The organism is Kribbella yunnanensis (genome assembly GCF_039529655.1).
Classification (GTDB): Bacteria; Actinomycetota; Actinomycetes; order Propionibacteriales; family Kribbellaceae; genus Kribbella; species Kribbella yunnanensis.
Genome location: NZ_BAAANF010000023.1, coordinates 26538 through 49998, shown reverse-complemented (window position 1 = coordinate 49998; position 23461 = coordinate 26538). Strand labels below are relative to the sequence as shown.

Sequence of the window (23461 nt, the reverse complement as noted above, 5' to 3'; positions counted from 1 at the left end):
GGCGTACCGGCTGTTTGCGTTGGGGCTACGTCGTCGGCAGCCAGGTAGTCAGGGCAGCCTTGGCGAACAGCGTCCCTTGCGGCGTGGGGTTGTCATCCCAGCGATGGATACCCGGCTCATTGGTGAAGGCGCCGAGCCGACGCAGTACGAAGCTGGTCTCCCGTGCCGCAAGACGGGCCATCACCGGCGTCATGCGTGTTCCGTCGATGTCCCTCCAACCGATCGCGTCGAGAATCCGGGAAACCGCCGGGTAGGGGTCATCCGCTGACCCTCCGGCAAGGGCGAGCAAGAGGACGAGTCCGGCATGGATCTCGCAGAAGTCGTCCATGTCTGGCGGCGTTTGTTCGGCAAGGTGCCACCACAGGGCGAGCGGATCATTGCGGAGCTTGCGTCCTAGCTTGCTGAGGACGAGCGCTCCGCGGTACTTCCGCAGCAAACCCAGCGCCTGCGCGGATTCCCGCAAGGCAAGAACGGGAACTGTCTGCACCTCGCGGTTGCCCTTGCCGATCCACTCCTCGCCTAGCCCGAGCTCGGCCATGGCGGCCTCGACGTGGGCGGGCGGCAGGTAGCCGGCACCGGTCAACTTGATGCCGTCCGTCCCGACACGGTTCAGCAGCCAGGTGTACGGCGCGACCATCTGGGCTGCGGTGTCAGCGTCCAGGTCGACCGGCGTGTCCAGATCTGCCATGGCGACCATCTGCTGGAAGTGCTGTCGATCAGCCGCCGAGTCGATCGCGTGGGCGAGCGCTTCGAGCAGACCGAAAGATTCTGCGTCCTTGCCAGTGGACATTGCCAGCGTCGCATTGATGCTGTCGAGATCGAACGGCGTCGGTGGAAAATCGTCGAGCTCAGCGTCATCGCCGAACATGCGAGCATAGTCGGCGGCTGCGGCTGCGCTGTCCGGATGGTCGATCGCGTCGCAGATCACCTCGTAGCCCCACACACCTCCGCAGTCCTCCCCCGGTCCCGGACGCTCACCGGCGATGCAGATGGCTCTTGGCGCTGACTCGTCGCGGGGCAGCACGGCTTCGACCTTGATGACATGCATCCAGTCGTCGCCGAAGTCGTACAGGTAGAACAGTTTGCTGCCACGCCTCGCCAGCACCTCGTCCAGGCGCACCTCGTCCTCCGGTACGCCGGCCGCGCCTTCCTCAACCTGGAACGGGCACAGGTAATGCTCGCTCTTGCGACTGTAGTAGCTCGGACCCGCCGCGAACTCGTGCAGGTGGCTGTCCGTCCAACCGAACGCGGCCTGAATGATGTGGTGGACTTCGTCCAGAAAGAGATCAGAAGCAAGTTCCAACCGCCGCCACAGCGGAGACCGGGTCCCCTCGAGCTCGACCCGCACCTGATAGGTGACCACGGTCTTGCGGCGTGGACTTCGACAGGACGGGCCTGGCGGCCGCTGCCCAAACGGATCGAGTTCCGCTCCGAGCAGATCCGGAATCACCGGTCTCGGGTCTTCGACACTCGTCCCGGACATGTGCGCGTGGAGCTGCCCAAGCAAGGCAGCAGCCGCATCCAGATAGGGTTCTTGTTTGCGTGCCACAGCGGCAAACTCTAGCGCCGCCGCTGCTGCGATCAGTTGTGGACTGCGGTGGTGGGGAGCATGCCGAGGAGGGCGTCGGCGGCTAGGGAGGCGGCGGTGCCGGTGGGGACGGCTACCGAGACCTGCCAGTCGGCGGCGCTGCCTGGTGTGAGGGGGACGGTGACGTGGTCGCCGCGCTTGGCCGCGATGCGCTCGGGGACCAGGGCTACGCCGAGGTTGTGGGCGACCAGGGCCAGGAGGGTGTGTACGTCGTTCACCTCGATCGTGACCGGGTGTGCGACGCCGGCGGTGGTGAACGCTCGGTCGGAGATGGTGCGGGCGCCCCAGGTCGGGTCGAAGTCGACGAAGGACTCGCCTGCTAGATCGTCGAGTGATACGGGGCGGCCGGCGGACAGGCGGTGGTCTGGGGCGCAGACGAGGACCATTGGTTCGCGGGATAGCGAGCGGAGGTCCAGGCCTTCGACGGGGTCGCCGGCGGTGGCGACGAAGGCGAGGTCTAGGCGGCCGGAGGCTAGCTCGTCGAGCATTGGCGTGGAGCCGCCCTGGCGGACCTCGATCTCGACGCCGGGGTAGGCGGAGCGGAACTTGGCGAGTAGTGCGGGTACGTCTACGACTCCTAGGCACTGCTCGAGGCCGACTGTTAGGTGACCGCGGAGGAGGCCTTGTACTGCGGCTACTGCGTCGCGGGCGGCTTCGGCGGCGGCGAGGGTACGGCGGCCTTCGCAGAGGAGCGCGCGTCCCGCTTCGGTGAGTTCGACGCTGCGGGTGTTCCGGACGAAGAGGGAGGCTCGGAGCTCGCGTTCGAGCGCGCGAATCGAGGCGGACAGGCCGGACTGGGAAATGGACATCGCCTCAGCCGCGCGCGTGAAGTGCTTCTGCTCGGCGACGGCCACGAAGTGTTCCAAGTGCCTGAGCTCCATGACTAAGAACTCTAGTCGATCATCGCAAGGTCATTCTGCTGTGCGAAATGTTGCCGAGTTATCCACAGCTGCATCAAGTGACATCACCGCCTGGCACCGACTCCGTTTACGATCAGAGATGACTACGGAGAGGTGAACTCGGTGACAACCCGCAACAAACCGGCCTTCGGCGCTGCCCTGTGCCTCGGCGCGCTCCTCCTCACCGCCTGCGGCCCCGGCAGCCCCGAAGCCGGCCGGCCAAACACAGCGCCGCCGCCGAGCCAGCCATCGGGCAGCACGTCGGGCCCTGGCACGAGCGCTCCGACGACTGCCACGCCCACCGCACCACCGACCCGCCCAGTACCCGCAGTCGGCTCGAACCTGGCGGCCGGCGAAGCATTTATCGGGTTCTACGTAGACCTTCTGAACTATTCCTATGTCACAGGTGACCCTGCCGGTTTCCTTGCGGAAAGCGACAAGGGGTGCGTCGGCTGCAACGCGTTGGCCGACTACGTAAAGAAGGTCAACGCCAAGAACGGAACACTCAAGGGCGACTTCCAGGACCGCCTGGTCGACGTCAAGGAGATCCACAAGGGCGAGAAGGACCACCTCGGCGGCTCGGCGACACTCAAGACCGGAGCCTACGAGGAGATCCAATCTCCAGGCGGCAGCCCCGTACCGCAGGCGGCGGGCATAGGCACCATGGAGTTCACGCTCTCGCGGAGCGGCGACAACTGGGTCATGTACGAAATGCAGATCGACGAATGAACGTGCGGACGGCACGACTCGGGGCAATCTGCACTGCGACAGCCGTGCTCGGCTCCGGCCTCATCGCCATCGCGGCGACAGACTCGGCGTTCGGCCAGGCAGAGTCGTTCCCGTCCGCCGTCGTCACGAACAAGCCGAAACCGGACGTCACGGGTCGGCACTCCCGGTGGGGCGTGACTCTCGATGGCAGGGCAACCACTCGGCAACGGCAGAACAAGGGCAAGCCGCCTCGGCGCAAACCGGCCGTCAGCAAGGGCGGCCACAAGCCGGCCCGAGCCAGAACAGTCGTTCCTCCATCGCAGAAACCGCGCCGCCCGTTCCGGCTGAACATTGGAGTCTGCGGTCGCATGGGACCCGACGGAACGATCCCAGGACCGACTCGCTGCCAGCCGACCGGTCCGATCGAACCTCGGCCTGGACGGCCGGAAACGCCGCCTCCGGTTGTGCAACCGCGGCCCGAGGATGTCACGTGGGACCAGGTACTGGCCGAGTCGAAAGACGTGCTGTTTCCGAAGCTGACGGTTCATGTGCAGCCCAAGGACCGCACGCTGGTCAACATGGAAACAATCGTCTACACCGATGACAACGGCGTGACCACTGTCCCAGTAGTGATTCTCGGGTTCCCAGTCATCGTGAAGGCGGTGCCTACGACCTACACGTGGCACTTCGGTGATGGGACCAGCAAGACAACAGATTCTCCAGGCAAGCCGTACCCCTCCAAGGAGATCACCCACAAGTACATGAAGCGCGGCGACCTGAGTTTGTCGGTCACCGTCAACTATGACGCGAGCTTCGACGTTGCCTCAACCGGACCGCAATTCGTCGGGCCGGTGCCGATTACTGGGCCCTCGACGCCGCTGCAGGTGCGCGAAGCGGTGCCGGTGCTGGTCGATCCGCCTCGCTGAGGGCTCGTGTCTCGCAGAGCCAGTTATCCACAGATTCCAGATCCCACCCCACAGCTCTCACCCTCGTATCGAGCTCTACCAGGTGAATCACCGGATCAAGTCACCGCACTCGTTGGCTCGCAAGATCAAGAGTCTGACGGGGCGACGGCAACAAGCGCCGGTGATCGAGGACGCGCAGCGCTACACAGTTGCCGCCGTGGCGCACGGTCAACTGGTCGAGGTTGCGCAAAGCACTGCGGAACATCTGCTGCGCCATGGCTGGGAATTGACCGCGGTGCGCAACTCGTACGTCGACGGCAGCCGCTACAAGGGTCTTCATATCGCGACACTCGATCCCCGGGGCCGGCGGATCGAGGTCCAGGTACATTCCCGGGCCTCGCTTTCTGTCAAAGAAGGAACCACCAAGCCCTACGAGATCGCCCGCAATCGAGATCTGTCGCCCCTCGTCCGCGAGCAGGCTCGCCTCGAGGCCGTGCGATTGACCGACGGCTTGGAGACGCCTCCGGGGCTCGACGATCTGCGCCAGCTCGGAGGTTGCTCCGTACGGGTCGCGGGCTATGGTCTTGGCCGGGAGTCGCAGCGCTCCAGGCCCGGGTCCGCACCGATCCCCGGTCAGGCCGTCGCCCGACCCATCGAGGAGATCAGAACGGCCAGGAAAGGACGAGAGCTGTGAGCTTGTACATCGTCAAGGACGGGGAGCAGTTTCTCTGGGTGGCGGCTGTGCTCGGGGAAGAGGTCTATTGCTACGTCCCGGACCTCGGGACGTTCCATCGCAACGATGGGCTCCGGGACGACTACTTCATGGATCGGGACCTGCAGTACGAGCAGATCACGGTTGCTCGTGCGCAGGCGTTGCTTCGAAGCGGACTACGGCCTCTCGATGCCGAGGTGATGGCAGATCACCTGGCCGAGTGGCGGGAGGACGCAGGAGCCTTGGCGCCGGAGCAGGTATTCGCCAGCGTCGTCGCGGACCTGCGCTGACCGCATAGGAGCGCCGGTTATCCACAGGTGTGAAAGTGGTGGTTCGGCGAGGGGTCGATCTCAATATGTTCCAGGTATGGATGACTTACTGACGGACGACTTCGACTGCTACGACGATGAAGACCCGCCGGACGACGGTGCCCTGGAGGCGTCGGAGCGGTGGCGGGCGGCTGTCGCGCACGAGGGACGTGGAGAGTGTGTGGAAGCGCTGATCCTGTACTCGCAGGGGTTCAGCGCGTTGGGTGATGCCACGGGCGGTTGCTCGGGGTGGGCGGCGGTGATGCTCAGCGGGCGGCGGCGGATGAAGCGGGCGCTGGGGATCGAGTTGGACGGCGTTGATTCGCGGGCTGACGTCGGGGCAGTGGAGAGAACCAATCTGTACTTCGATGTGCTTGACCTACTGCGAGAGCCGGAGGTCAGTCACGGGCGGGTTCACGTGTGGAGTCGGTCGGAGCTCGTTGTCGCTCACGAGGTGTGGCCTGTGCGCATGAGCCTGGACAGCATCGTGGACTACTACCACGAGGTGGAGCGTGGGTTGCGCCGGCTCAATGAGCCTGTGGTTGTCATGCACCGGACTGTTGCCTTCTTCCATGACCGGATCGAGGAGGCTAAGCCGTTGCTGGAGGAACCCGGAGAGACGCTCATGTCGATCGAGTGGCCCCGGGACGACGGCGTTGGGGTTGCCTGGCCGCCGGGGCGCAATCAGGCGTGTTGGTGTGGGTCTGGGGTGAAGTACAAGAGGTGCTGTGGTGCGGCGGCGTTGCGGAGTGAAGGCGCCGTGGCTTGGGGTCCTGATCGGTTGCGTGCGGGGGCGGGGTTGGCTGTCTGTAGGGTGTGATCATGGCGGATGAGTTTCGGGTTGAGGTCGTGCTGGGGAGTGACGAGCACGGGTTGACGTTCTGGGATCGGTTGCGGGCGCTGGATCTGGATGACGATGCGCGGAAGCGGCTCGGGAGTCTGGTGACGGTGACGCGGGACGGGAACCGGATGCTGCTGTACACGCAGACTCTGGAGGATGCTCAGGAGGCCGAGCGGACCGTCAAGGAGCTTGTTGCCGATGACAACCTGACGGCTGAGTACACGGTGACTCGGTGGAACGCGGCCGAGCAGGAGTGGACGGATCCCAGTGTGCCGGTGGGGGCGCATGACGAGGCCAGTGACGAGGCGAAGAACGCTGGTATGGAGGTGCCGGATCCGCGGTACGTCGTGCTGCAAGCGTACAAGCCGGAGTTTCTGCGGGACCTCGGTCTCTGACGGTTAGACCGGGATGTAGCCGCTCTGCTGTCGGAAGTCGTCGGCGGCAGCCTGGTGTACGGCGGCCCGTTCGGGGTTGCCGAGGGTGCGGTAGCAGTCGGCGATCAGGGCGTTGACGTGGTACTGGCCGACGCCGTATTCGACGGCTTGGAGTTCGGTCAGGGCGGTGAGCGCTAGTACGAGAGCGCTCTCTGGGTCTCCCGCGCGGAAGATGCAGCACGCCTGCCAGCTGTGGGCCTCGGCCAGCATCGTGCCGAAGCCGCCCTGGTGGGCCAGCGCTTCGGCCTGGTCGAAGGACGAGCGAGCGGACGGGATGTCGCTTGCCGAGACGTGGATTTCGCCGATCACGAGTCGGCTGAAGCATTCGTGGTAGCGCGAGGTGATCTCGAGGCTGCTCTCGAGCGCCTCGGCGGCGTGTGCGAGGGCGGCTGGGTAGTCCTGTCGGTTGCGGTCGAGTTCGGCCAGTGACAACCGCCAGCCGATCACGTCGAGGCGGTTTTCTCCCGGGATCAGGGCTAGGTCGGCCTCGGCCTTCGCGTACTCCCCCAGGTCGGTGTACGCCGCCGCCCGGTTGACTCGGGCGATCCAGCTGCTCCCGTTGGACAGGTCGAGGCATTCCGTCGCGCAGTCGATGGATTCGTGGAACCGGCCGAGGTGCAGGTAGTTCAGCGACTGGTTCAGCAAGGCGACGGGCAACCGCGAGGGCTCGCCGAGAGAACGGAAGAGAGCGATCCCCGCGGCGAGCAGCTCCGACGACTTCCGTAGCTGGCCGCGGTCGTTGTAGGCGACGCCGAGATTGCAGAGCAGCGCGGCTTCGCCGAGTGCGAAACCGCTCTCTCGGTACAGGTCGATGGCTCGTGCGCTGTGTTCTGTGGCGCTCACCGCGTCGCCGGTGATCCGCGCGAGCACGCCGCGCGCGTGCTCGATCGCGCCGCGGCCGCGGGTGTCGGGCCCGGCGGCTGAGCCTAGTTCGACGAGGTTGCGCCACAGGCTGATCAGGCTGTGTTCGTACAGGTAGGGGCGCACGATGTCCGCCAGCAGCCAGACGATCTCGGGCGGCCCGATCCGGAGCGCCTCGGTGGCGATCGCCTCAACGTTGGCGAGCTCCCCCTCCAGCCAGCTCTCTGAGTCGTCGGTGGCGACGGGGTAGTACGGCGGGATGGGCAGTCGGACTGCGGTTGGGAACAAGTGGCTGATCGCGGCGTCTGCCGTGCGCACATACCAGCTGCACAAGGTGTTCCAGGCGTTGAGGTCGGGTGGGGCGAGCAGGCCGGCGTACTCCCTGACTAGGTCGTGCATCAGGTAGCGGCCGTCGCCGACGGGCTCCAGGAAGCTGGCGGCCTCGAGGCTGGTGACGACGTGTTGGTGGTCGGCGCCGACCAATGCTGCCGCCGCATCGCGGTCGAATTCGGCGCCGGGGAACTGGGCGAGCAGGCGGAAGCCGCGCTGGACCGAGGGTTCTAGGAGTTCGTACGACGTCTGGAAGGCAGCGCTGACTGCGACTTCGTCGTCGATGGTCAGTGTCGGCAGGGCGCCGGCGGTTCGCATTCGGGCGACGTACTCGGCGACTGAACCGCGGGCGGCGTTCGCGCCGGCGATCCGCAGCGCCAGCGGTAGGCCGGAGCAGGCCGCAACCAGCGAACGGACTGCGGCGTCATCAGGTGCATCGAGCAACAATCGGATCAGTACTGCGCTGTCGTCGTCGGTCAGCGTCGAGACGCGCAGACCGATTGCTCCGTCGAGCGCGATCAGGCCACCGAGGGCGCTCCGGCTTGTCACGAGAACGGCGCTCCCGGCGCGACCGGGCAGCAGCGGACGGACCTGAGCCGCGTCTCGCGCGTCATCGAGTACCAGGAGAACGCTGCGATCCGCCAGCCGCGCACGGAACATCGCGGCCCGGTCGTCGAGATCGTCGGGGATCACGGAGGGCTCGACGCCCGACGAACGCAGGAGCTCGGCCAGTACGTCGCCCGGGCGCCGCGGCTGACCTGACGCTCCTCGCAGCCGCACGAACCATTGACCGTCGGGGAATTGCTCGACCAGCTGATGCGCGGCGCGAACGCAGAGAGCGCTCTTTCCGACTCCCGGGGCGCCGGACAGCACCACGACCGGTACGCCGTCGGTCGTGCAGACCAGCTTCGACACCTCGGCCACCAGGTCGTCCCGGCCGATCAGCTGACGGACGTCGAGCGGGAGCTGGTTCTGCGGATGCCAGTCGTCGGGAGTCGCGGCCGTTGTCAAGGAGGATGTCAGGATCGCCTGCCGGAGCTGGCGGAGTTCGTCGCCGGGGTCGAGGCCGAACTCGTCCGCGAGCCGAGCGGCGATCGCGTCGTACGCCGAGAGGGCCTCGACCTGCCGTCCGCAGCGATAGAGCGCGGTCATCAGCTGACCGCCGAGGCGTTCGCGTAGCGGTTCTTGAGCGGCGAGGGTCTGGAGATCCGGCAGTACGTCGGCGTGATCGCCACGAGCCAGCCGAGCGTCGTAGTACTGCTCGGTCGCGGCCAATCGTTCTTCGTTCAGCCCCACAGCAACATGCGGATCGACAGAGAGCGCTCTCCCGCGCCATTGCTCAAGAGCTCTTTGCAGATGCTCGATCTGGCGCGCGGGATCAGCTGCGGCCTCGGAAACGGCAGAGCGGAAGAGCGCGAGATCGCAGGGCTCAGCGGCCAGCAGATAACCCTGACCGCGAGTCCGGAGAACGTCGGCACCGACGATCTCGCGGAGGCGCCGTACATAGGTGTGCAGTGAGGCTTTGGGATTCGCGGGCTGGGTCTCCTCAGGCCAGAGGCGGTCGATCAGTTCGTCGACGGAGACGACGCGGTGCGGGCGCAGGAGAAGGGTCGCGAGCAGGGTCTGCAGGCGCGGCGCCAGCGCGGGAATCGCACGTCCGTCGACGACGATCTCGAGCGGGCCGAGGATGCGGAACTCCATCGGCCCAGTCTGGCAGGGCGAGGGCTCGCGATGGCTGCCTTGACAACGGTTCGGTGACGGGAGAGCGCATTCACACGACGATGCCTCCCCGGCCGACTAATCTCGGCGGGTCGCTGCGCGCTCACTCGGCGTGGTTCTGCAACTCTTGAAGGTGCTCGAGGGAGAGGGGAATCATGTCTCGTCGACATGGTCTAGTGGCTGGTGCCGTCGTGCTGTCGTTCGTTCTGGCCGGGTGCGCCGATGTGGCTGCCAGCGAGACGCAGGCGACCATGCCAACTCCCAAAGCCGGCGGTACGACGACCAGTCCCCCGAGCACCACGCCGACTCCGTCCGCGAAGCCCACGGTCAAGCCGACGGTGAAGCCCACGACGAAGCCGAAGAATCCGCACAACGCGCAGTACTACGCGTTGAAGGTGGAGCAGAAGCTGGAGAAGCTCGGCTACCCGGTCGGCGATGCCGACGGCAAGATCACCGTACGGGCCCGGCAGGCGTTGTGTGCCTGGCGTGAGACGCAGGGCCTGCCGATCAGCCGCAAGGGTCTGACGCTGGACGACGCCTACTCGGTGATCAACGCGACCGCGAAGCCGACGCCGAGCCGCGCGGACGGCATCTACGTCAACAAGACCTGCCAGATCATGTACCAAATCGTCGGCAAGCAGTACAAGCGGATCGTCTGGATCTCGACCGGCGCTCCCGGCTACGACACCCCGAACCGCACTGGCAAGGTGTGGCGCAAGTGGGCCGGTGCGCATGAGAGCAGCCTGTACGACGACGCGTACATGTACGACTCGCTGTACTTCCTCAAAGATCGCCCGGGGATCGCTCTCCACGGATCTCGCGTGAACTCGCTGATCAAGCCGTACCCGGCCAGCCACCGTTGTGTGCGCGTGCTGCGGCCGGCGATCCACCAGATCTTCGACGAGACCCCGATCGGTACGACGGTGTCGGTCTACGGCAAGTTCGTCTGGAGTTGACCCGCACTGCCGCAGACGTAAAGCGCTCCGGTGGTCGAGTCTGCGGCGAGTTGTGGTGCGTTGTGCCACTCACTGGCCAGGCCGGTCAGGATCGCTGAGGTCGATAGGTCCGCTTCGACTTGCAGGACTGCGTCTTCGGTCGCGAGGTAGAGCCGATCGTCGACCGATACCAGTCGGCCCGGTTCGGATCCGCCGACGTGGCCGAGTGCGACGAGTTGCTGGGTGTCGGGTCTGGCTGCGAACAGGCGGCCGTCGCGGGTGACGCCGTACAGGAGGTCTTGGTGCCAGGCGAGACTCGTGTACTGCGTGACTTCGTCGAGCGGCTGCCAGGTCCACAGGAGCTTTCGGTCGATCAGGTCGAATCCGGCGATCACCGCGTTCCCGCTCTGCGCAGGCAGCCCGTCGGCGATCGTCTCGCTGCCGATGATCACGGTCGTGGATTCTGGGCCGCGGGAACGGAGTGCGAGAGAGGAGAGAGCGCTTTCTCCGACGAGATCGTCGTACCGGTCGATCGTGCCTGTTGCCGGCGTGAGGACGGCGAGTGCGCCGCCGCGATGGCCGTATTGGTTTCGGGTGACGACCAGGATGAGGTCTTCGTCCGGTGACCAGGCGATGTCGTGAGGGCGGTTCGACAGGCCGCCGATCTTTCCGATGGGAGTGACCTTCTGCGTCTCGCGGTCGTAGCGGCAGATTCCGGCGCCGGGGTACAGCGCGAGGTAGGCGGCGTCGCCGGTCGACACCATCGCCTTGGGTTCGCCATCCACGACGTACCGGCGCATGGTCTGCTCGGCCGGCCGATGGACGCAGAGCCCGAAGTTGCCGCCCACCAGTACGTCGTCCTGCAGCGTGCACACGGATTGCGGGGGCTCGACGTGGGCGGGGAGACCTTGCTGGCCGAGGTCGACGACGGTCGTGCTTTCGCGTGACCAGCGCCAGGATTGCCCGCCGCCGGAGATTCCGGATACGCCGTCGGGGCTGGCCGCGAGACTCCGGGTCTCTTGGCCGGGAAGCGGCGTACAGACTCGATCGAGTTGGCCGGTTGCGATGTCGTAGCGGAAGAGGGAACCGCTCGGTCTGCCGGTGCACCACAGCACTTGACCATCGATGGCGATCGCGTCGATGGTTCGTTCGTCCGTTTCGATCACGTCGTAGCTGCCGGGCGTCCGGCGGTCGAGGACTATCAGCAAGCCGCCCGGCTCGGTGCCGACGGCAACGAAGTCGCGGGTTACTGCGAGGGAGTAGACAAAGTCTTCGCGCGCCAGTTCGGGGATGGGTAGTTGGTGCGTCTCACCCGTTGCTGGGTTGAGTGTCAGAAGGCGTGCCGGGCAGCCGGTCCCTATGTGGAGCTGCTCCGGATCGGCCGCGAGAGCGCGGACATAGGTTGCTGACGGCAAAGGAGAGCCCAGGTCGCGGATCATCCCAGTGGCGTCGTCGAGCTCGTACACCTTGCCACCGGGATAGGTTCCGGCGTAGAGCCGGTCGCCGGGACCGACAGTCAGAGCGAAGACGAACTCCTCCTCGCCGAGTCGGCCGAAGGTGGAGACAGCGCCGGAGCGAACATCCCAGCGATGCACGTTCGCGGTCGGATAGGTGCCGACGAACACCGCCGCGTCGGAGGTGGCGATTCCCCAGCCGCCGTGACCGTTCGGCAAGCGCACACGTCGTCGTACCCGGTGGCCTTCCTGCAGCTCGATCTCCGCGACAGTGCACGGTGCGAGACCGCGGCTGACCACGTATCCCCGAGCGGGACCGCCATTCGTTGCACCGGCGAGCGGCGTACCGGTGACGGCTGGGCCGAGCGGCGTGATGAGTCGGCTGGCCGGCTCGAAACGATAGAGATCCATCCGCGTCAGGGGCGGGGCATTGCTGCGGCGTCCTGGTGGTCGACCATTTGGATGTGCTGGCTGCGGATCCGCGATGAGCCCCACGCGCCGAGTGGGGTGAGGGCGGCGTTGAGCGAGCGCCCGTCGTCGGTCAGCGAATACTCCACGCGTGGCGGGACCTCGGCGTACACGGTGCGCACGACGAGACCGTCCTGCTCCATCTCGCGCAGATGCTGGGTGAGCATCTTCTCGCTCACTCCGGGGAGTCCGCGACGCAGTTCGGCGAACCGGCGGATGCCGTGCTCGTCGAGCTCCCAGAGGATCAGGCCCTTCCACTTGCCGCTCACGACATCCATCGCGGCGTCGATACCGCAGATGTACGGGCCTTGCCGCGCTGACCTCACCATGCGAACCCCCCACTAACCAAAAAGTAAGTACCGCAGTAATTAGTGCGTACTTCCGCGTTCTTAAGTGACAGTCAAGCATGGAGGTGAACCTCAAACAACCAAGGAGTCTCATGCCCCGCACTCCCGTCACACTCATCGGCCTGGGGCCGATGGGACAGGCGATGGTCCGCACGCTGCTCGCGGCCGGACACCCGGTGACCGTCTGGAACCGGACCCCTTCCCGAGCCGCCGGAGTCGTGGCCGACGGCGCCGTACTCGCAGAGAGCGCTCTCCAGGCCGTCGAGGCGAGTGAGCTCGTGATCTTGAGCCTGACTGACTACCAGGCCATGTACGACGTACTGGAATCTGCCGCTGGTTCGCTGGCCGGGCGCACTGTGGTCAACCTCAGCTCAGATACTCCTGACCGCACGCGGTCGGCGGCTGCGTGGGCGGCCTCGCACGGCGCGACGTTCTTGACCGGTGGAGTCATGATCCCCGCGCCGATGGTCGGGACCGATCAGGCGTACGTCTACTTCAGCGGCCCGAAGGCAGTTCTTGAGCTACACGAGATCGCGCTCTCTCAGATCGGTGCGCCGCGGTACCTGGGCGAGGATCCGGGTTTGGCTCAGCTGATGTACCAGGCTCAGCTCGATGTGTTCCTGACGACGCTTTCTTCGTTGATGCACGCGACGGCACTGCTCGGTACGGCGGGGGTTTCCGCGGCCGAGGCCTTGCCGGAGCTGCTTCAGACGGTGCGCGGTATCCCGGAGATGCTGGACGCTGGTGCTGAGAATCCCGGGGCGGATATCGATGCCGGTAAGCATCCTGGGGACTTGAGCACGATCACGATGATGGGTGCGACTGCCGATCACATTGTTGGAGCGAGCGAGGCGGCTGGGATCGACCTCGGGCTGCCGCGGGCGGTCGCGGCGCATTACCGTCGCGCGATCGAGGACGGCGACGGTGGCGACAACTGGACCCGGATCATCGACGGAATCCGTAGTCCTCGCTGACTCCTGATGCCGCTGTCCTGCGTTCCCGTGTCCTCCGGAGCGATCGGCAGCGGTAGAGCGATGGCTGTCTCCCCCGGCCGCCCAGCGTCAGAGCTGGGTCGGCCAAGGGCGGTGATGTGAGAGAGCGCTATCTATGTAGCCCGCGAGGGCGAGAGCGGTCATGTCCTGGTGGTGCGGTACGGCGATCTGGGCGCCGATGGGGAGTCCGGTCGTGGACCAGCCTGCGTTCAGGGTGGTCGCTGGGTGGGCGGACATGTTGTAGGGAACGGTGAAGGCGATGTGCTCGAAGGGCTTGGCCGGGTCGTCGGTGGGATAAGCGAGCTCGGCGGGGAACGCGGTGATCGGGGCGACCGGGGACAGGATCACGTCGTACGACCTGAAGACCGCGGTGACTGCGGCGGCCATCGCGCCCATTTGGCTGTAGCCGTGGAAGACGTCGGAGCCGGTCAGTTCGCCGGCGGTGGAGACCCAGTCGCGGATCTGCGGGAGCACTTTGGCTCGGCGTTCTTCGGGGAGGGCGTCGATGTCGGTCGCGGACCGGATCCGCCAGAAACGGTCGAGGCCGTCGAGCATCTCGCGGGTGATGATCGGTTCGATCGGTTCGATGATGGCGCCGGCTTTTTCGAGAACGGCTGCTACTGCGACGACGGCTGCGGTGATCTCGGGGTCTATCGGGAGGCCGAGGCCGGCGTCCAGGAGGAGAGCGACGCGGAGGCCGGGGCGGGGAGCGCTCTCTGGTGATCTTGCCGCGTTCTCGGGCGCGTTGTCGGGTGGGGGCGGGTAGGAGGTGTGGTCGCGGGGGTCGTAGCCGGACATGACTGAGAGGGCCAGGGCTGCGTCGGCTGCGGTTCGGGTGAGGGGGCCGATTGCCCTGCCTGGGTAGGGGTTCCCGACGGCGATGCGGCCGTGGGTGGGCTTGAGGCCGACGAGACCGCACCAACCCGCTGGGAGTCGAATCGAGCCGCCGATGTCGGTGCCGATGTGGATTGGACCGTACCCGGCTACGGCCGCGGCTGCGGCGCCGGCGCTTGAACCACCGGCCGTTCTTGAGGTGTCCCAGGGGTTGCGGGTCAGGGGATGGAAGGTCGAGACGCCTGACGACAGCATGCCGTACTCCGGCATTGTCGTCTTGCTGAAGATGACGGCACCGGCGGCGCGGAGGCGCGCGGCTGCTGGTGCGTCTTCGGTGGCGGGGACGAGTTCGGTGGCCGCTGTCCCTTGTGGGACTGGGGTTCCGCGGGTGGCGATGTTCTCTTTGACGGTGACTGGTACGCCGTCCAGTGGGCCGGCGGTGTTGTCGCGCCAACGGGCCTCGGATTCGCGGGCCGCGGTGCGGGCGCCGTCGGGGTCGAGGGCGTAGGTGGCGCAGAGGTGTGGCTCGAGGTGGTCGACGCGGGTGAGTACATCCTCGAGTACCTCGACGGGCGACAGAGAGCGCTCTCGGTAGAGCGCAAGTAGCTCGGTCGCAGTCAGGTCGGCCAGACTCATCCACGCTCCTCAGAAATCAACTGCACAGGAATCAGGTTGTTCGGCTGGGATTAGGTTGGTGGATCGAAGCGGCCGTCTACCGCGGTCCAGCCGCCGTCGACGGCTAGGACGCTGCCGGTGACGAAGCTGGCCGCATCGGACGCTAGGTAGACGACTGCGCCGGCGAGTTCGCTTGGTTGGGCCCAGCGGGAGAGCGCTCCCTTCTGGGCGTAGGCGTCGTACCAGGCTGGATCTGCCTTGATTTGTGCGGTGAGGGGGGTTTCTACGACGCCAGGGGCGATTGCGTTGGCGCGGACGCCGGAGGGGCCGAGTTCTGCGGCCGCGGTTCGGAGGAGTTGGACGAGACCGGCTTTGGTGGCTGCGTAGACGGATTGGCCGGGCTCGACCGTCGTACCGCGGATGGAGCTGAAGCCGATGATGCTGCCGCTCCCCCGCTGGGCCATGTCCTTGCCGAAGGCACGGATCAGCTGGAAGGACGCCCGGAGGTTGAGCGAGACTACGCGGTCGAATTCGTCGCTGGTGTAGTCGAGGATCCGCTTGCGTACGTTCGTGGCGGCGGTGAAGACCAGGACATCGACGGGGTCGAGTTCGGTGACGGCTCGGGTGATCGCGTCGTCGTCGAGGATGTCGAGCTCGTACGCCGTTCCCGTGGCGGTGGCTTGGGCGGCAGCGAGATCGCGGTCGGCGCAGGTCACCTGGGCGCCGTGGGCAGCTAGGGCGAGAGCGCTTTCTCGGCCGATGCCGCTGCCGGCGCCGATGACCAGGGCGTGCTTGCCGTCGAGGCGGAAGAGGTTCGCGTAGTCCGTCACAGCTGGGTTCACCTCTCAGGGACGGGGACGGATGATCGCCATCCGGGTCGTGGTCAGTTCCTCGATCGCGAAGCGGGGGCCCTCGCGGCCGATGCCGGAGTCCTTGACGCCGCCGTACGGCATCACGTCGGAGCGGAAGCCTGGGACTTCGTTGATGACCACTCCCCCGACGTCGAGTTGGTCGATCGCCGTGAACGCGGTGTCGAGTGAGGCGGTGAAGACGCTGGCGTGCAGGCCGTAGCGGGATGCGTTGACGACGGAGAAAGCGCTCTCTAGGTCGGGAACGGAGCGCACCGCGATCACCGGGCCGAAGATCTCTTCATCCCACGCCGGTTGTCCGGACGGTACGTCGGTCAACACGATCGGACCGAGGATGTCGCCCTCGGCGGCGTAGGCGATGGTGGCGCCGGCGTGGACCGCGTCCTCGACCCATTCGCGGACCCGGGCGGTCGAGCGCGGGTCGATGAGAGCGGAGACCTGCGTCGCGGGGTCTCTGGGGTCGCCGACGACGACGGTGGGTAGGCGGGCGCCGAGTTTCTCCAGCAGGGGTTGGCGAATCGACTCCACCGCGAGCACTCGCTGGACCGAGATGCAGGCTTGGCCTGAGGCGTAGTAGCCGCCGCGAATGATGGCGTCGGCGGCTGCGTCCAGGTCGGCATCCTCGGCGACTACCAGGGCTGAGTTCGAACCTAGTTCGAGGAGGACCTTGGTGGGTGCGGCGTCGCGGGCGATCTGGTGACCGACGGCTGCGGAGCCGGTGAACGAGACGGCTCCGATCCGGCTGTCGGTGGTGAGGGTCGCGCCGACGTCGGGTCCGCCGGTGAGTAACTGGAGAGCGCTCTCTGGTGCTCCGGCTTCGAGAAGCGCAGAACGCATCAGGTGCACGAGCCAGAGAGTTGCGAGCGGGGTCTGCGGTGCCGGCTTCACGATGATCGGGCAGCCGGCGGCGAAGGCTGGAGCGATCTTGTGGGCGGCGAGGAGGAGCGGGTAGTTGAAGCCGGTGATGCCGACGACGACACCGATCGGCTTGCGGACCCAGAAGCCGCGTAGGCCCTCGCCGCTCGGCAGGAGGTCCAGCGGGACGGTCTCGCCGTGCAGGCGGGCGACCTCTTCGGCTGCGGTCACCAGGGTGAGCAGGGTTCGATCGATCTCCACTCGGCAGTCGATCAGCGGCTTGCCGGTTTCCAGGACGAGAAGGTCGACGAAGGCATCACGTTCGGCTCGGACTGCGGAATGCGTTGCCTGTAAGACGTTTCGGCGTACATATGACGGGAGGCGGCCGACCTTGTCCTTGACGGCGATCGCGTGGTCGAGAGCCTGGCGGGCGAGCGCGGTGTTGCCGACTGGGGCCTCGGTGATCGTGGAACCGTCGTACGGGAAGACCACCGGGGCGGTTGCGGGTGCCTCGACCCAGGATTCGCCGATCGGCAGGCCGGATGGGAACTTCACGCGGTTTCTCCCTTCGCTAGCAGGTCTGCGGTGGTGGCGCCGGAGAGCGCTCTTTCCAGGGTCGGGATCGCGGAGACCAGGCGTTGTGTGTAGGGGTGCTGAGGAGCGGCGTACACGTCGGTGGTGGGGCCGGTTTCGACGATCTGGCCGGCGTTCATGACGGCGACGCGGTCGCAGACGTGCTTGACGACGGAGAGGTCGTGGGAGACGAAGATCAGGGTGAGGTCTAGTTCGTCGACCAGGTCGGAGATCAGGTTCAGGACCTGGGCGCGGACGGAGACGTCGAGAGCGCTCACTGGTTCGTCGGCGATCAGGATGCGGGGGCGCGGGGCCAGGGCGCGGGCGATGGAGATGCGTTGGCGTTGGCCGCCGGAGAACTGGTGCGGGTAGCGATCGCCTGCGTCTGCTGAGAGTCCGACGGCGTCCAGCAACTCACGAACGCGCTCTCCGGAGGCGGGATGGCCTTGTACGACGAGGGGTTCGGCGATGATGTCGCGGACGCGCATGCGGGGGTCGAGTGAGCTCATCGGGTCCTGGAAGACGAGCTGGAGGTTCTCGCGGAGGAAGCTCAGGCGGCGTTCGGGGAGGTTGGTGATGTCGTTGCCTTCGACAAGTATCTGGCCGGAGGTCGGGTGGTCGAGGGCGGCGATCAGGCGGAGCAGGGTTGACTTGCCGCAGCCGGATTCGCCGACGATGCCGAAACGTTCACCCTGTTTGACTTCCAGGCTGACGCCGCGGAGAGCGTGTACTACGGGGGCGGGGCGCAGAAGCGACGTACGGGGGCGGGGGTAGTCGCGGACCAGATCGATCACTTGGACCGCGGCGGGTGGTGTGGGGCGCTCGGGCTGCTCAGGCATGGGGGGCTCCGGCGGGGTGGTGGCAGGCGTAGCCGCTGGTAGAGGTGCCGGACCAGGTGGGGGTGGTGGCGCACCGATCGGTCGCGTGCGGGCAGCGGTTGCGGAACACACAGCCGGACGGGAAGTGGCCGGCCGCGGGAACCGTGCCGGGGATGGTGGTGAGGCGTGGGCGGGACCCGGTGCCGGCGCGAGGAGCCGCGCTGCCGGAAGCGGGGACGTTGTCGAGGTTTGAGGCGGCTAGGAGGCCTTGGGTGTAGCGGTGGCGGGGGGTGGTGAAGATTTGGTGGACGGGGCCGGATTCGACGACTCGGCCGCCGTACATGACCAGGACTCGTTCGCAGATGGTGGCTACGACGGCTAGGTCGTGGGTGATGAAGAGGAGGGCTGATGACCTTGCCAGCACGCCTTGGAGTATGAGGTCCAGGACCAGGGCTTGGACTGTGACGTCCAGGGCTGTGGTGGGTTCGTCGCAGATCAGCAGGGCTGGGTCGTTGGCGAGGGCTATGGCTAGGACTATGCGTTGGCGTTGGCCGCCGGAGAGTTGGTGGGGGTAGGCGCGTAACAAGTCCGGTGGGAGTTGGACGCGGTCCAGGAGGGCGGCGGCTGCGGTGCGGGCGGCGGTTCGGGTTGGTTGGGTGTGGTGGATCAGCATGGACTCGGCGATCTGGTCGCCGATGCGCATGGTGGGGTTGAGGGCGGTCATGGGTTCCTGGAAGACCATGGCGAGATCGCGGCCGCGGATCCGAGATAGCGCTCTCTCGTCGGCGCCGATCAGGTCGTGGCCAATGCCGGTCAGGCGGACCGAGCCGGACGGGACGACGTCGTCCGGGAGTAGGCCGAGGATGCTGAGAGCGGTGAGCGACTTACCTGAGCCGGACTCGCCGATCAGACCGACGCGCTCCCCCGGACCGACCGTTAGGTCGACGTCGGACACGAGTTGGGTGTCGCCAACGGAGACGTTGAGCCCCTGGACACTGAGTACGTCGGAGGAGGTCATCGGCGGTCTTCTAACTTAGGGTCGAAGCGGTCGCGAAGGCCGTCGCCGAGCAGGTTGAAGCCGAGGACGGCCACGGCGATGGCGATACCGGGGAAGACCGCCAGCCGCGGCGCGCTGAACAGGAATTCCTGGCTCTCTTGAAGCATGCGACCCCAAGACGGCGTGGGCGGCGGGGTTCCATAGCCGAGGAAGGAGAGCGCTGCCTCGGCGAGAACGGCGATCGCGAACGAGACCGACGCCTGGACGGTGATCAGGCTCGTCACGTTCGGCAGGACATGCCGGGCAGCGATCGGGAGCGGTTTCCGGCCGGCGGCACGCGCGGCCAGCACGTACTCGGTTCGCATCACCTGCAAGGCCCCGCTCCGGATCACCCGCGCGAAGCTCGGCACCGAAGCGACGCCGATGGCAACCATCGCGGTCAGCGTGCTTGCGCCGAACACCGCGCCGAACATGATCGCCAGCAACAGCGCCGGGAACGCGAGCATCAGATCGTTGGTGCGCATGATCAGCTCACTCGGCCACCGCGGAGTCATCGCGGCCAGCACCCCGAGCGGTACGCCAATCACAGCGGCCACGCCCACGGCGACCACTCCGACGAACAGTGTGGTCCGCGACCCCACCATGATCTGGCTGAGCACGTCCCGCCCGAACTTGTCCGTCCCGAACCAGTGCTCCCACGAAGGCGACGCCAATCGCCCAGACGGGTTCACGAGCGTCGCGTCGTACGGCGTCCAGACGAACGACAGCAATGCCATCAGCACGATGACAGCGACGATTACGCCGCCGACCACCAGACTCGGGTTCAGCCGCCTCATCGCGCCCCCGTCCGGAGTCGCGGGTCCAGAGCGACGTACAGGAGGTCGACTAGGAAGTTGACCAGCAGTACGGCGACGACCAGCACCATGACTACGTCTTGCACCAGGATCAGGTCCCGCTGGGACACGCCATCCAGTAGCAGGCTGCCAAGCCCAGGGATGACGAAAACGCGTTCCACGACCACAGCGCCGATCAGCAACGTTGCGAGCTGCAGACCGAGCACCGTCACCACCGGTACGGCGGCATTGCGCAGACCGTGCCGCCACAGCGCCGGAAACGGCCGCAGCCCTTTCGCACGCGCCGTACGCAGGTAGTCCTCCCGCAACACGTCCAGCACCGCACTGCGCACATACCGAGTCAGTACGGCGCCCTGGACCAGCCCGAGCGACAGCGCCGGCAGCACGAGCTGTCGCAGGAACTGGACCGGGTCCTCAGCCGGTGGGGTCCATCCGTTCGCCGGGAGCCAGCCGAGCTTCACTGCGAACACCATGATCAGCAGAATGCCTGCCAGGAAGGCCGGTACGGCGACTCCCACCTGAGAGAGCGCAGAGAGCGCTACCCCGGACAGTCGCCGGTGCCGTGCCGCCATCACCGTGCCGGCCGGTACGGCGAGTACCAGCGCGATGAGCATCCCGGCCACGACCAGTAGCAGCGTCACCTGGAGCCGGTCGAACACCTGCGGTCCGATCTCCGCCTTCGACACGTACGACGTACCGAGGTCGCCACGGAGCAGTCCGCCGAGCCAATCGACGTACTGGGTCGGTAGCGGACGGTCGAGGCCGAACTGGCGTCGTAGTTCGGCCACTGCCTCGTCGGACGCGTTGACGCCGAGTGCGACCCGGGCCGGGTCGCCGGGCAGCACGGCCATGAATCCGAACACCAGTACCGAGCTGACTCCAAGACTGACCAAGAGCACAGCGGTGCGCTCGATCAGGCGAAGAATCACGGTGTCACGACCGGGCGAGGCGGGACAGGTCGAAGTTCTCGGTAATCGCGTTCTGCGGCAGACCGGTCAGGTTCTTGTCTGCCACGATCAGGTTCGGCAGCAGGAACAGCCAGTCGCCCGCGGCCTGCTCGGACAGCCGCCGGCCGGCCTTCTTCATGTTGTCGAGCTGCGCCGCCTCGTCACCTGCATCGGCCGCGGCCAGGTACTGCTGCAGCTGGGGGTCGTTGTAGCGCGTGTAGTACGTCGGGCTGAACACCGCACCGAGGTCACGCGGCTCGACGTGCGCGATGATCGACATGTCGTAGTCGGCGCTCTTGAAGACTGTGGTGAGCCATGCCGCCGGGAACTCGAGCTGGTCGCTCTGCACCTTCAGCCCGACCTGCTCCAGCTGACTCTTCACCACCTGACCACACGAGGTCGCATACGGCAGAGTGGGCAGTCGCAGCCGCAGTGTGGCGCCGGCCGCGCCAGAGGCCTGCAGCAGCGCCTTAGCCTTGGCCACGTCGTACGGCGCCACAGTGGTGAGGTCCTCGTACCACGGGTCGGTCGGCGGAACCATGGAGCCGATCAGCTTGCCTCGACCGGCGAAACACGTGTCCAGCAAGGCCTTGTGGTCGATTGCCTGCCGGATCGCCTGGCGGGTGCGGATGTCGCGGAAGACCGGCTTGGAGTTGTTGAAGGACAGCAGTACCTCGCCGTTCGTGGTTCCCTCGATCACCTGGTACTTCGCGTTGCTGGTGAACTGGGTGAGCGCTTCCGGCGCCTGCACCGTCGTGATCACGTTGATGGTGCCGGTCAGCAGCGCGTTGTTCAGCGCTGTCGGGTCCTTGAAGTACTTCAGCGTGATCTGCTGGAAGTGCGGCTTGGTCCCCCAGTAGCCGTCGTTGCGCTGCAGCACGATCGAGTCGCCGCGGTTCCACTTCGAGAACTTGTACGGCCCGGTGCCGATCGGCGCGGTGGCCAGCGCAGCGACCCCGGTCTCGGAGAACATCGCCCCGATCCGGGTCGTCATCCGGAACAGCCAGCCGTTGCTCGGCTTGGCCAGCGTCACCTGCAGCTGCGTCGGCGACAACGCCTTGGCGTCCGCAACGACGTCCATCGCGGACTTCAGCGAGGTCGTCCAGGCCGTCTTCACGCGGTTGATGCTGAAGACCGCATCGGCCGCCGTGAACGGCTTGTCGTTGGTGAACTTCGCGTTGTCGACCAGATCGAACGTGTAGATCTTGCGGTCCGGTGACACCGTCCACGACTTGGCCAGCGAGGGCACGATCTTGCCGGACTCGTCCTGCTTGACCAGGCTCTCGTAGACGTTGCCGAGCAACACCTGCGGAATCGCCGCACCGTCGGTCGTGGTGAAGTCGAGGCTGGCGGGCTCGGCGACCAGGCCGAGCGACAGCGACTGATCAGCGCCGGTGGACGAACCACCCGACGTACTCGAACCCGCCGAACAGGCAGTGAGGGCGAGCAGGGCGGCGGAGGCGACGAACGCGACCGCTCGGGTGGTGTACGACTTCACGCGAACTCCTCCAGATCACCGGACTCTCGCCGCATTCTGCCGACCCGGCCCACTCCGGCCGGCAGCGGGCACGCAGTACGGCGGTGTTCGCCGTCCAGCTGTGACTGGTCCGACCAGTGGACTAGGTGTCACTGGGCCACTAGGTTTGTCGCTACGCAGGGGTCTGTCAAGGCAAATGGGGTGACCGAATGGCTGAGGGACCGCGGTTCCAGCCGGTCCAGCCCGTCCGCGCGTACCAGCGGATCGTCGAACAGGTCGAGGAAGCGCTCGTCCGGGGCGATCTCGCGCCCGGTCAGCGGCTGCCGAGTGAGCGCGAGCTCGTCGCCCAGTTCGCGGTCAGCCGGTCGACCGTTCGGGAGGCGTTGCGCGTGCTGGAGAGCAACGGCGTCGTACGGTCGCGGCCCGGGGATCCGAATGGGCCGGAGATCCTGCCGTTCTCGTCGACCGCGTTGCGCAAGCAGGTGGATCGGCTGGCGCGAGTGGATCAGCTGACCCTGGCCGAGCTGATCGGGTTCCGGATGATCATGGACGGCGCCGCGATCCAGGTCGCGTGCAAGCTCCGGACGGCGGAACAGCTCGCCGAGCTCGAGGACACGCTGGTCGCGATGCGCGCGGCGATCGACGTCGATTTCGCCGCGTTCAGCGAGGCCGACCTGACCTTCCACGACCTGATCGCGCGGATCGCCCGCAACTCACTGATCGAGACCTGCAACGAGGTCGTCCGCGGTGTTGTCCTGACGCTGATCTCGGACAAGATCGCGCATGCGTCGAACAGCCGGGCGCTGATGCTGGAGTCCCTGCAGCACCACGCTGAGGTGGTCGACGCGATCCGCTCCGGCGACGGGCATGCCGCGGCACGGATCGCCCGACAGAACATGTACGACTACTACGCCGGCTATGTGCCCGAAGACGAACGTGCTGCACTCCGGGCACTCACCGACTAGTGGCCTGAGTCAGGAGTTCGGCGAGTGCCGGAGGTGTCCAGGTGCGTGCATCGCAAGGCGGCGAAGCGTCCTCGATGCGGTGTTCATCGTGGATGCTTCGCCAACGCCGCGAGGTGCGTGCCTGGGCGCGTCCGGTGCCGTCGAAGTCCTGACTCA

At 66.5% G+C, this 23461-nt stretch carries 22 protein-coding genes; 9 read left to right on the top strand and 13 right to left on the bottom strand.

Translation table 11 applies throughout. The features are described from left to right. Nucleotides 1–25: 25 nt before the first annotated feature. Together ABD231_RS34605 and ABD231_RS34600 are read right to left on the bottom strand one after the other, a co-directional pair. Complete coding sequence (locus ABD231_RS34605; protein WP_344161851.1) at nucleotides 26–1549, bottom strand: plasmid pRiA4b ORF-3 family protein; 1524 nt, start codon at nucleotides 1547–1549, stop codon at nucleotides 26–28. A gap of 32 nt (nucleotides 1550–1581) precedes the next feature. Then, nucleotides 1582–2469, bottom strand: a complete 888-nt coding sequence (locus ABD231_RS34600) for a LysR family transcriptional regulator (protein ID WP_344161848.1) — start codon at nucleotides 2467–2469, stop codon at nucleotides 1582–1584. A 141-nt stretch (nucleotides 2470–2610) separates the two neighbouring features. Here ABD231_RS34600 and ABD231_RS34595 point away from each other — a divergent pair, with 141 nt between their 5' ends. The 6 genes from ABD231_RS34595 to ABD231_RS34570 all read left to right on the top strand — a co-directional run bounded on the left by ABD231_RS34595 (nucleotide 2611) and on the right by ABD231_RS34570 (nucleotide 6356). Further along, nucleotides 2611–3216 carry a DUF6318 family protein gene (locus ABD231_RS34595; protein ID WP_344161845.1) on the top strand — a complete coding sequence of 202 codons (606 nt, stop codon included), beginning with the start codon at nucleotides 2611–2613 and terminating at the stop codon, nucleotides 3214–3216. Between the two features lie 443 nt (nucleotides 3217–3659). Next, nucleotides 3660–4121: a PKD domain-containing protein gene (locus tag ABD231_RS34590; protein WP_344161842.1), complete on the top strand. Its 462-nt coding sequence runs from the start codon at nucleotides 3660–3662 to the stop codon at nucleotides 4119–4121. A gap of 82 nt (nucleotides 4122–4203) precedes the next feature. After that, nucleotides 4204–4794 (top strand): hypothetical protein, encoded by a 591-nt coding sequence (locus tag ABD231_RS34585; protein WP_344161839.1) that lies wholly within the window; start codon nucleotides 4204–4206, stop codon nucleotides 4792–4794. After that, nucleotides 4791–5102: a hypothetical protein gene (locus ABD231_RS34580; RefSeq protein ID WP_344161836.1), complete on the top strand. Its 312-nt coding sequence runs from the start codon at nucleotides 4791–4793 to the stop codon at nucleotides 5100–5102. Before ABD231_RS34585 ends, ABD231_RS34580 begins: the two co-directional genes overlap by 4 nt. Nucleotides 5103–5178: 76 nt before the next feature. Then, on the top strand, nucleotides 5179–5940 hold the full coding sequence (locus ABD231_RS34575) for an SEC-C domain-containing protein (protein ID WP_344161833.1): 762 nt from the start codon (nucleotides 5179–5181) through the stop codon (nucleotides 5938–5940). Between the two features lie 2 nt (nucleotides 5941–5942). Next, nucleotides 5943–6356, top strand: coding sequence for a hypothetical protein (locus ABD231_RS34570; RefSeq protein ID WP_344161830.1), 414 nt, complete (start codon nucleotides 5943–5945; stop codon nucleotides 6354–6356). 3 nt (nucleotides 6357–6359) lie between these two features. Here the strand turns inward: ABD231_RS34570 and ABD231_RS34565 are convergent, their stop codons facing one another. Next, nucleotides 6360–9287, bottom strand: a complete 2928-nt coding sequence (locus ABD231_RS34565) for an AfsR/SARP family transcriptional regulator (protein ID WP_344161827.1) — start codon at nucleotides 9285–9287, stop codon at nucleotides 6360–6362. Between the two features lie 173 nt (nucleotides 9288–9460). Here ABD231_RS34565 and ABD231_RS34560 point away from each other — a divergent pair, with 173 nt between their 5' ends. Next, a complete protein-coding gene (locus ABD231_RS34560; RefSeq protein ID WP_344161824.1) occupies nucleotides 9461–10261 on the top strand; it encodes a L,D-transpeptidase in 801 nt (266 codons plus the stop codon). On the opposite strand, the gene ABD231_RS34555 is transcribed toward ABD231_RS34560, so the two are convergent. Beyond that, nucleotides 10237–12105, bottom strand: coding sequence for a ligand-binding sensor domain-containing protein (locus tag ABD231_RS34555; RefSeq protein ID WP_344161821.1), 1869 nt, complete (start codon nucleotides 12103–12105; stop codon nucleotides 10237–10239). The genes ABD231_RS34560 and ABD231_RS34555 overlap by 25 nt on opposite strands. 5 nt (nucleotides 12106–12110) lie before the next feature. Further along, the gene (locus ABD231_RS34550; RefSeq protein WP_344161818.1) at nucleotides 12111–12491 is read right to left on the bottom strand and encodes a winged helix-turn-helix transcriptional regulator; all 381 of its coding nucleotides are present in this window, start codon (nucleotides 12489–12491) and stop codon (nucleotides 12111–12113) included. A 110-nt stretch (nucleotides 12492–12601) separates the two neighbouring features. On the opposite strand from ABD231_RS34550, the gene ABD231_RS34545 reads away from it, so the two are divergent. After that, nucleotides 12602–13483: an NAD(P)-dependent oxidoreductase gene (locus tag ABD231_RS34545; RefSeq protein ID WP_344161815.1), complete on the top strand. Its 882-nt coding sequence runs from the start codon at nucleotides 12602–12604 to the stop codon at nucleotides 13481–13483. 87 nt (nucleotides 13484–13570) lie between these two features. Here ABD231_RS34545 and ABD231_RS34540 read toward each other — a convergent pair whose 3' ends face one another. Genes ABD231_RS34540 through ABD231_RS34505 form a run of 8 tightly spaced genes read right to left on the bottom strand, consistent with a single transcriptional unit; the run spans nucleotide 13571 to nucleotide 22361 of the window. After that, a complete protein-coding gene (locus tag ABD231_RS34540; RefSeq protein ID WP_344161812.1) occupies nucleotides 13571–14971 on the bottom strand; it encodes an amidase in 1401 nt (466 codons plus the stop codon). Nucleotides 14972–15021: 50 nt separating this feature from the next. Next, a complete protein-coding gene (locus ABD231_RS34535; protein ID WP_344161809.1) occupies nucleotides 15022–15780 on the bottom strand; it encodes an SDR family NAD(P)-dependent oxidoreductase in 759 nt (252 codons plus the stop codon). A gap of 15 nt (nucleotides 15781–15795) precedes the next feature. Then, on the bottom strand, nucleotides 15796–17229 hold the full coding sequence (locus tag ABD231_RS34530) for an aldehyde dehydrogenase family protein (RefSeq protein WP_344161806.1): 1434 nt from the start codon (nucleotides 17227–17229) through the stop codon (nucleotides 15796–15798). Further along, nucleotides 17226–18086, bottom strand: coding sequence for an ATP-binding cassette domain-containing protein (locus tag ABD231_RS34525; protein WP_344161802.1), 861 nt, complete (start codon nucleotides 18084–18086; stop codon nucleotides 17226–17228). The genes ABD231_RS34530 and ABD231_RS34525 overlap by 4 nt, the downstream gene beginning before the upstream one ends. After that, on the bottom strand, nucleotides 18079–19083 hold the full coding sequence (locus tag ABD231_RS34520) for an ABC transporter ATP-binding protein (RefSeq protein ID WP_344161799.1): 1005 nt from the start codon (nucleotides 19081–19083) through the stop codon (nucleotides 18079–18081). Before ABD231_RS34520 ends, ABD231_RS34525 begins: the two co-directional genes overlap by 8 nt. Then, entirely contained in the window at nucleotides 19080–19898 is an 819-nt protein-coding gene (locus ABD231_RS34515; protein WP_344161796.1) for an ABC transporter permease, read from the bottom strand. The genes ABD231_RS34520 and ABD231_RS34515 overlap by 4 nt, the downstream gene beginning before the upstream one ends. Further along, entirely contained in the window at nucleotides 19895–20845 is a 951-nt protein-coding gene (locus ABD231_RS34510; RefSeq protein WP_344161793.1) for an ABC transporter permease, read from the bottom strand. The genes ABD231_RS34515 and ABD231_RS34510 overlap by 4 nt, the downstream gene beginning before the upstream one ends. A 4-nt stretch (nucleotides 20846–20849) precedes the next feature. Then, on the bottom strand, nucleotides 20850–22361 hold the full coding sequence (locus tag ABD231_RS34505; protein ID WP_344161790.1) for an ABC transporter substrate-binding protein: 1512 nt from the start codon (nucleotides 22359–22361) through the stop codon (nucleotides 20850–20852). A gap of 188 nt (nucleotides 22362–22549) precedes the next feature. Here ABD231_RS34505 and ABD231_RS34500 point away from each other — a divergent pair, with 188 nt between their 5' ends. Next, nucleotides 22550–23305 (top strand): FadR/GntR family transcriptional regulator, encoded by a 756-nt coding sequence (locus ABD231_RS34500; protein WP_344161787.1) that lies wholly within the window; start codon nucleotides 22550–22552, stop codon nucleotides 23303–23305. The last annotated feature ends 156 nt before the right edge of the window (nucleotides 23306–23461 follow it).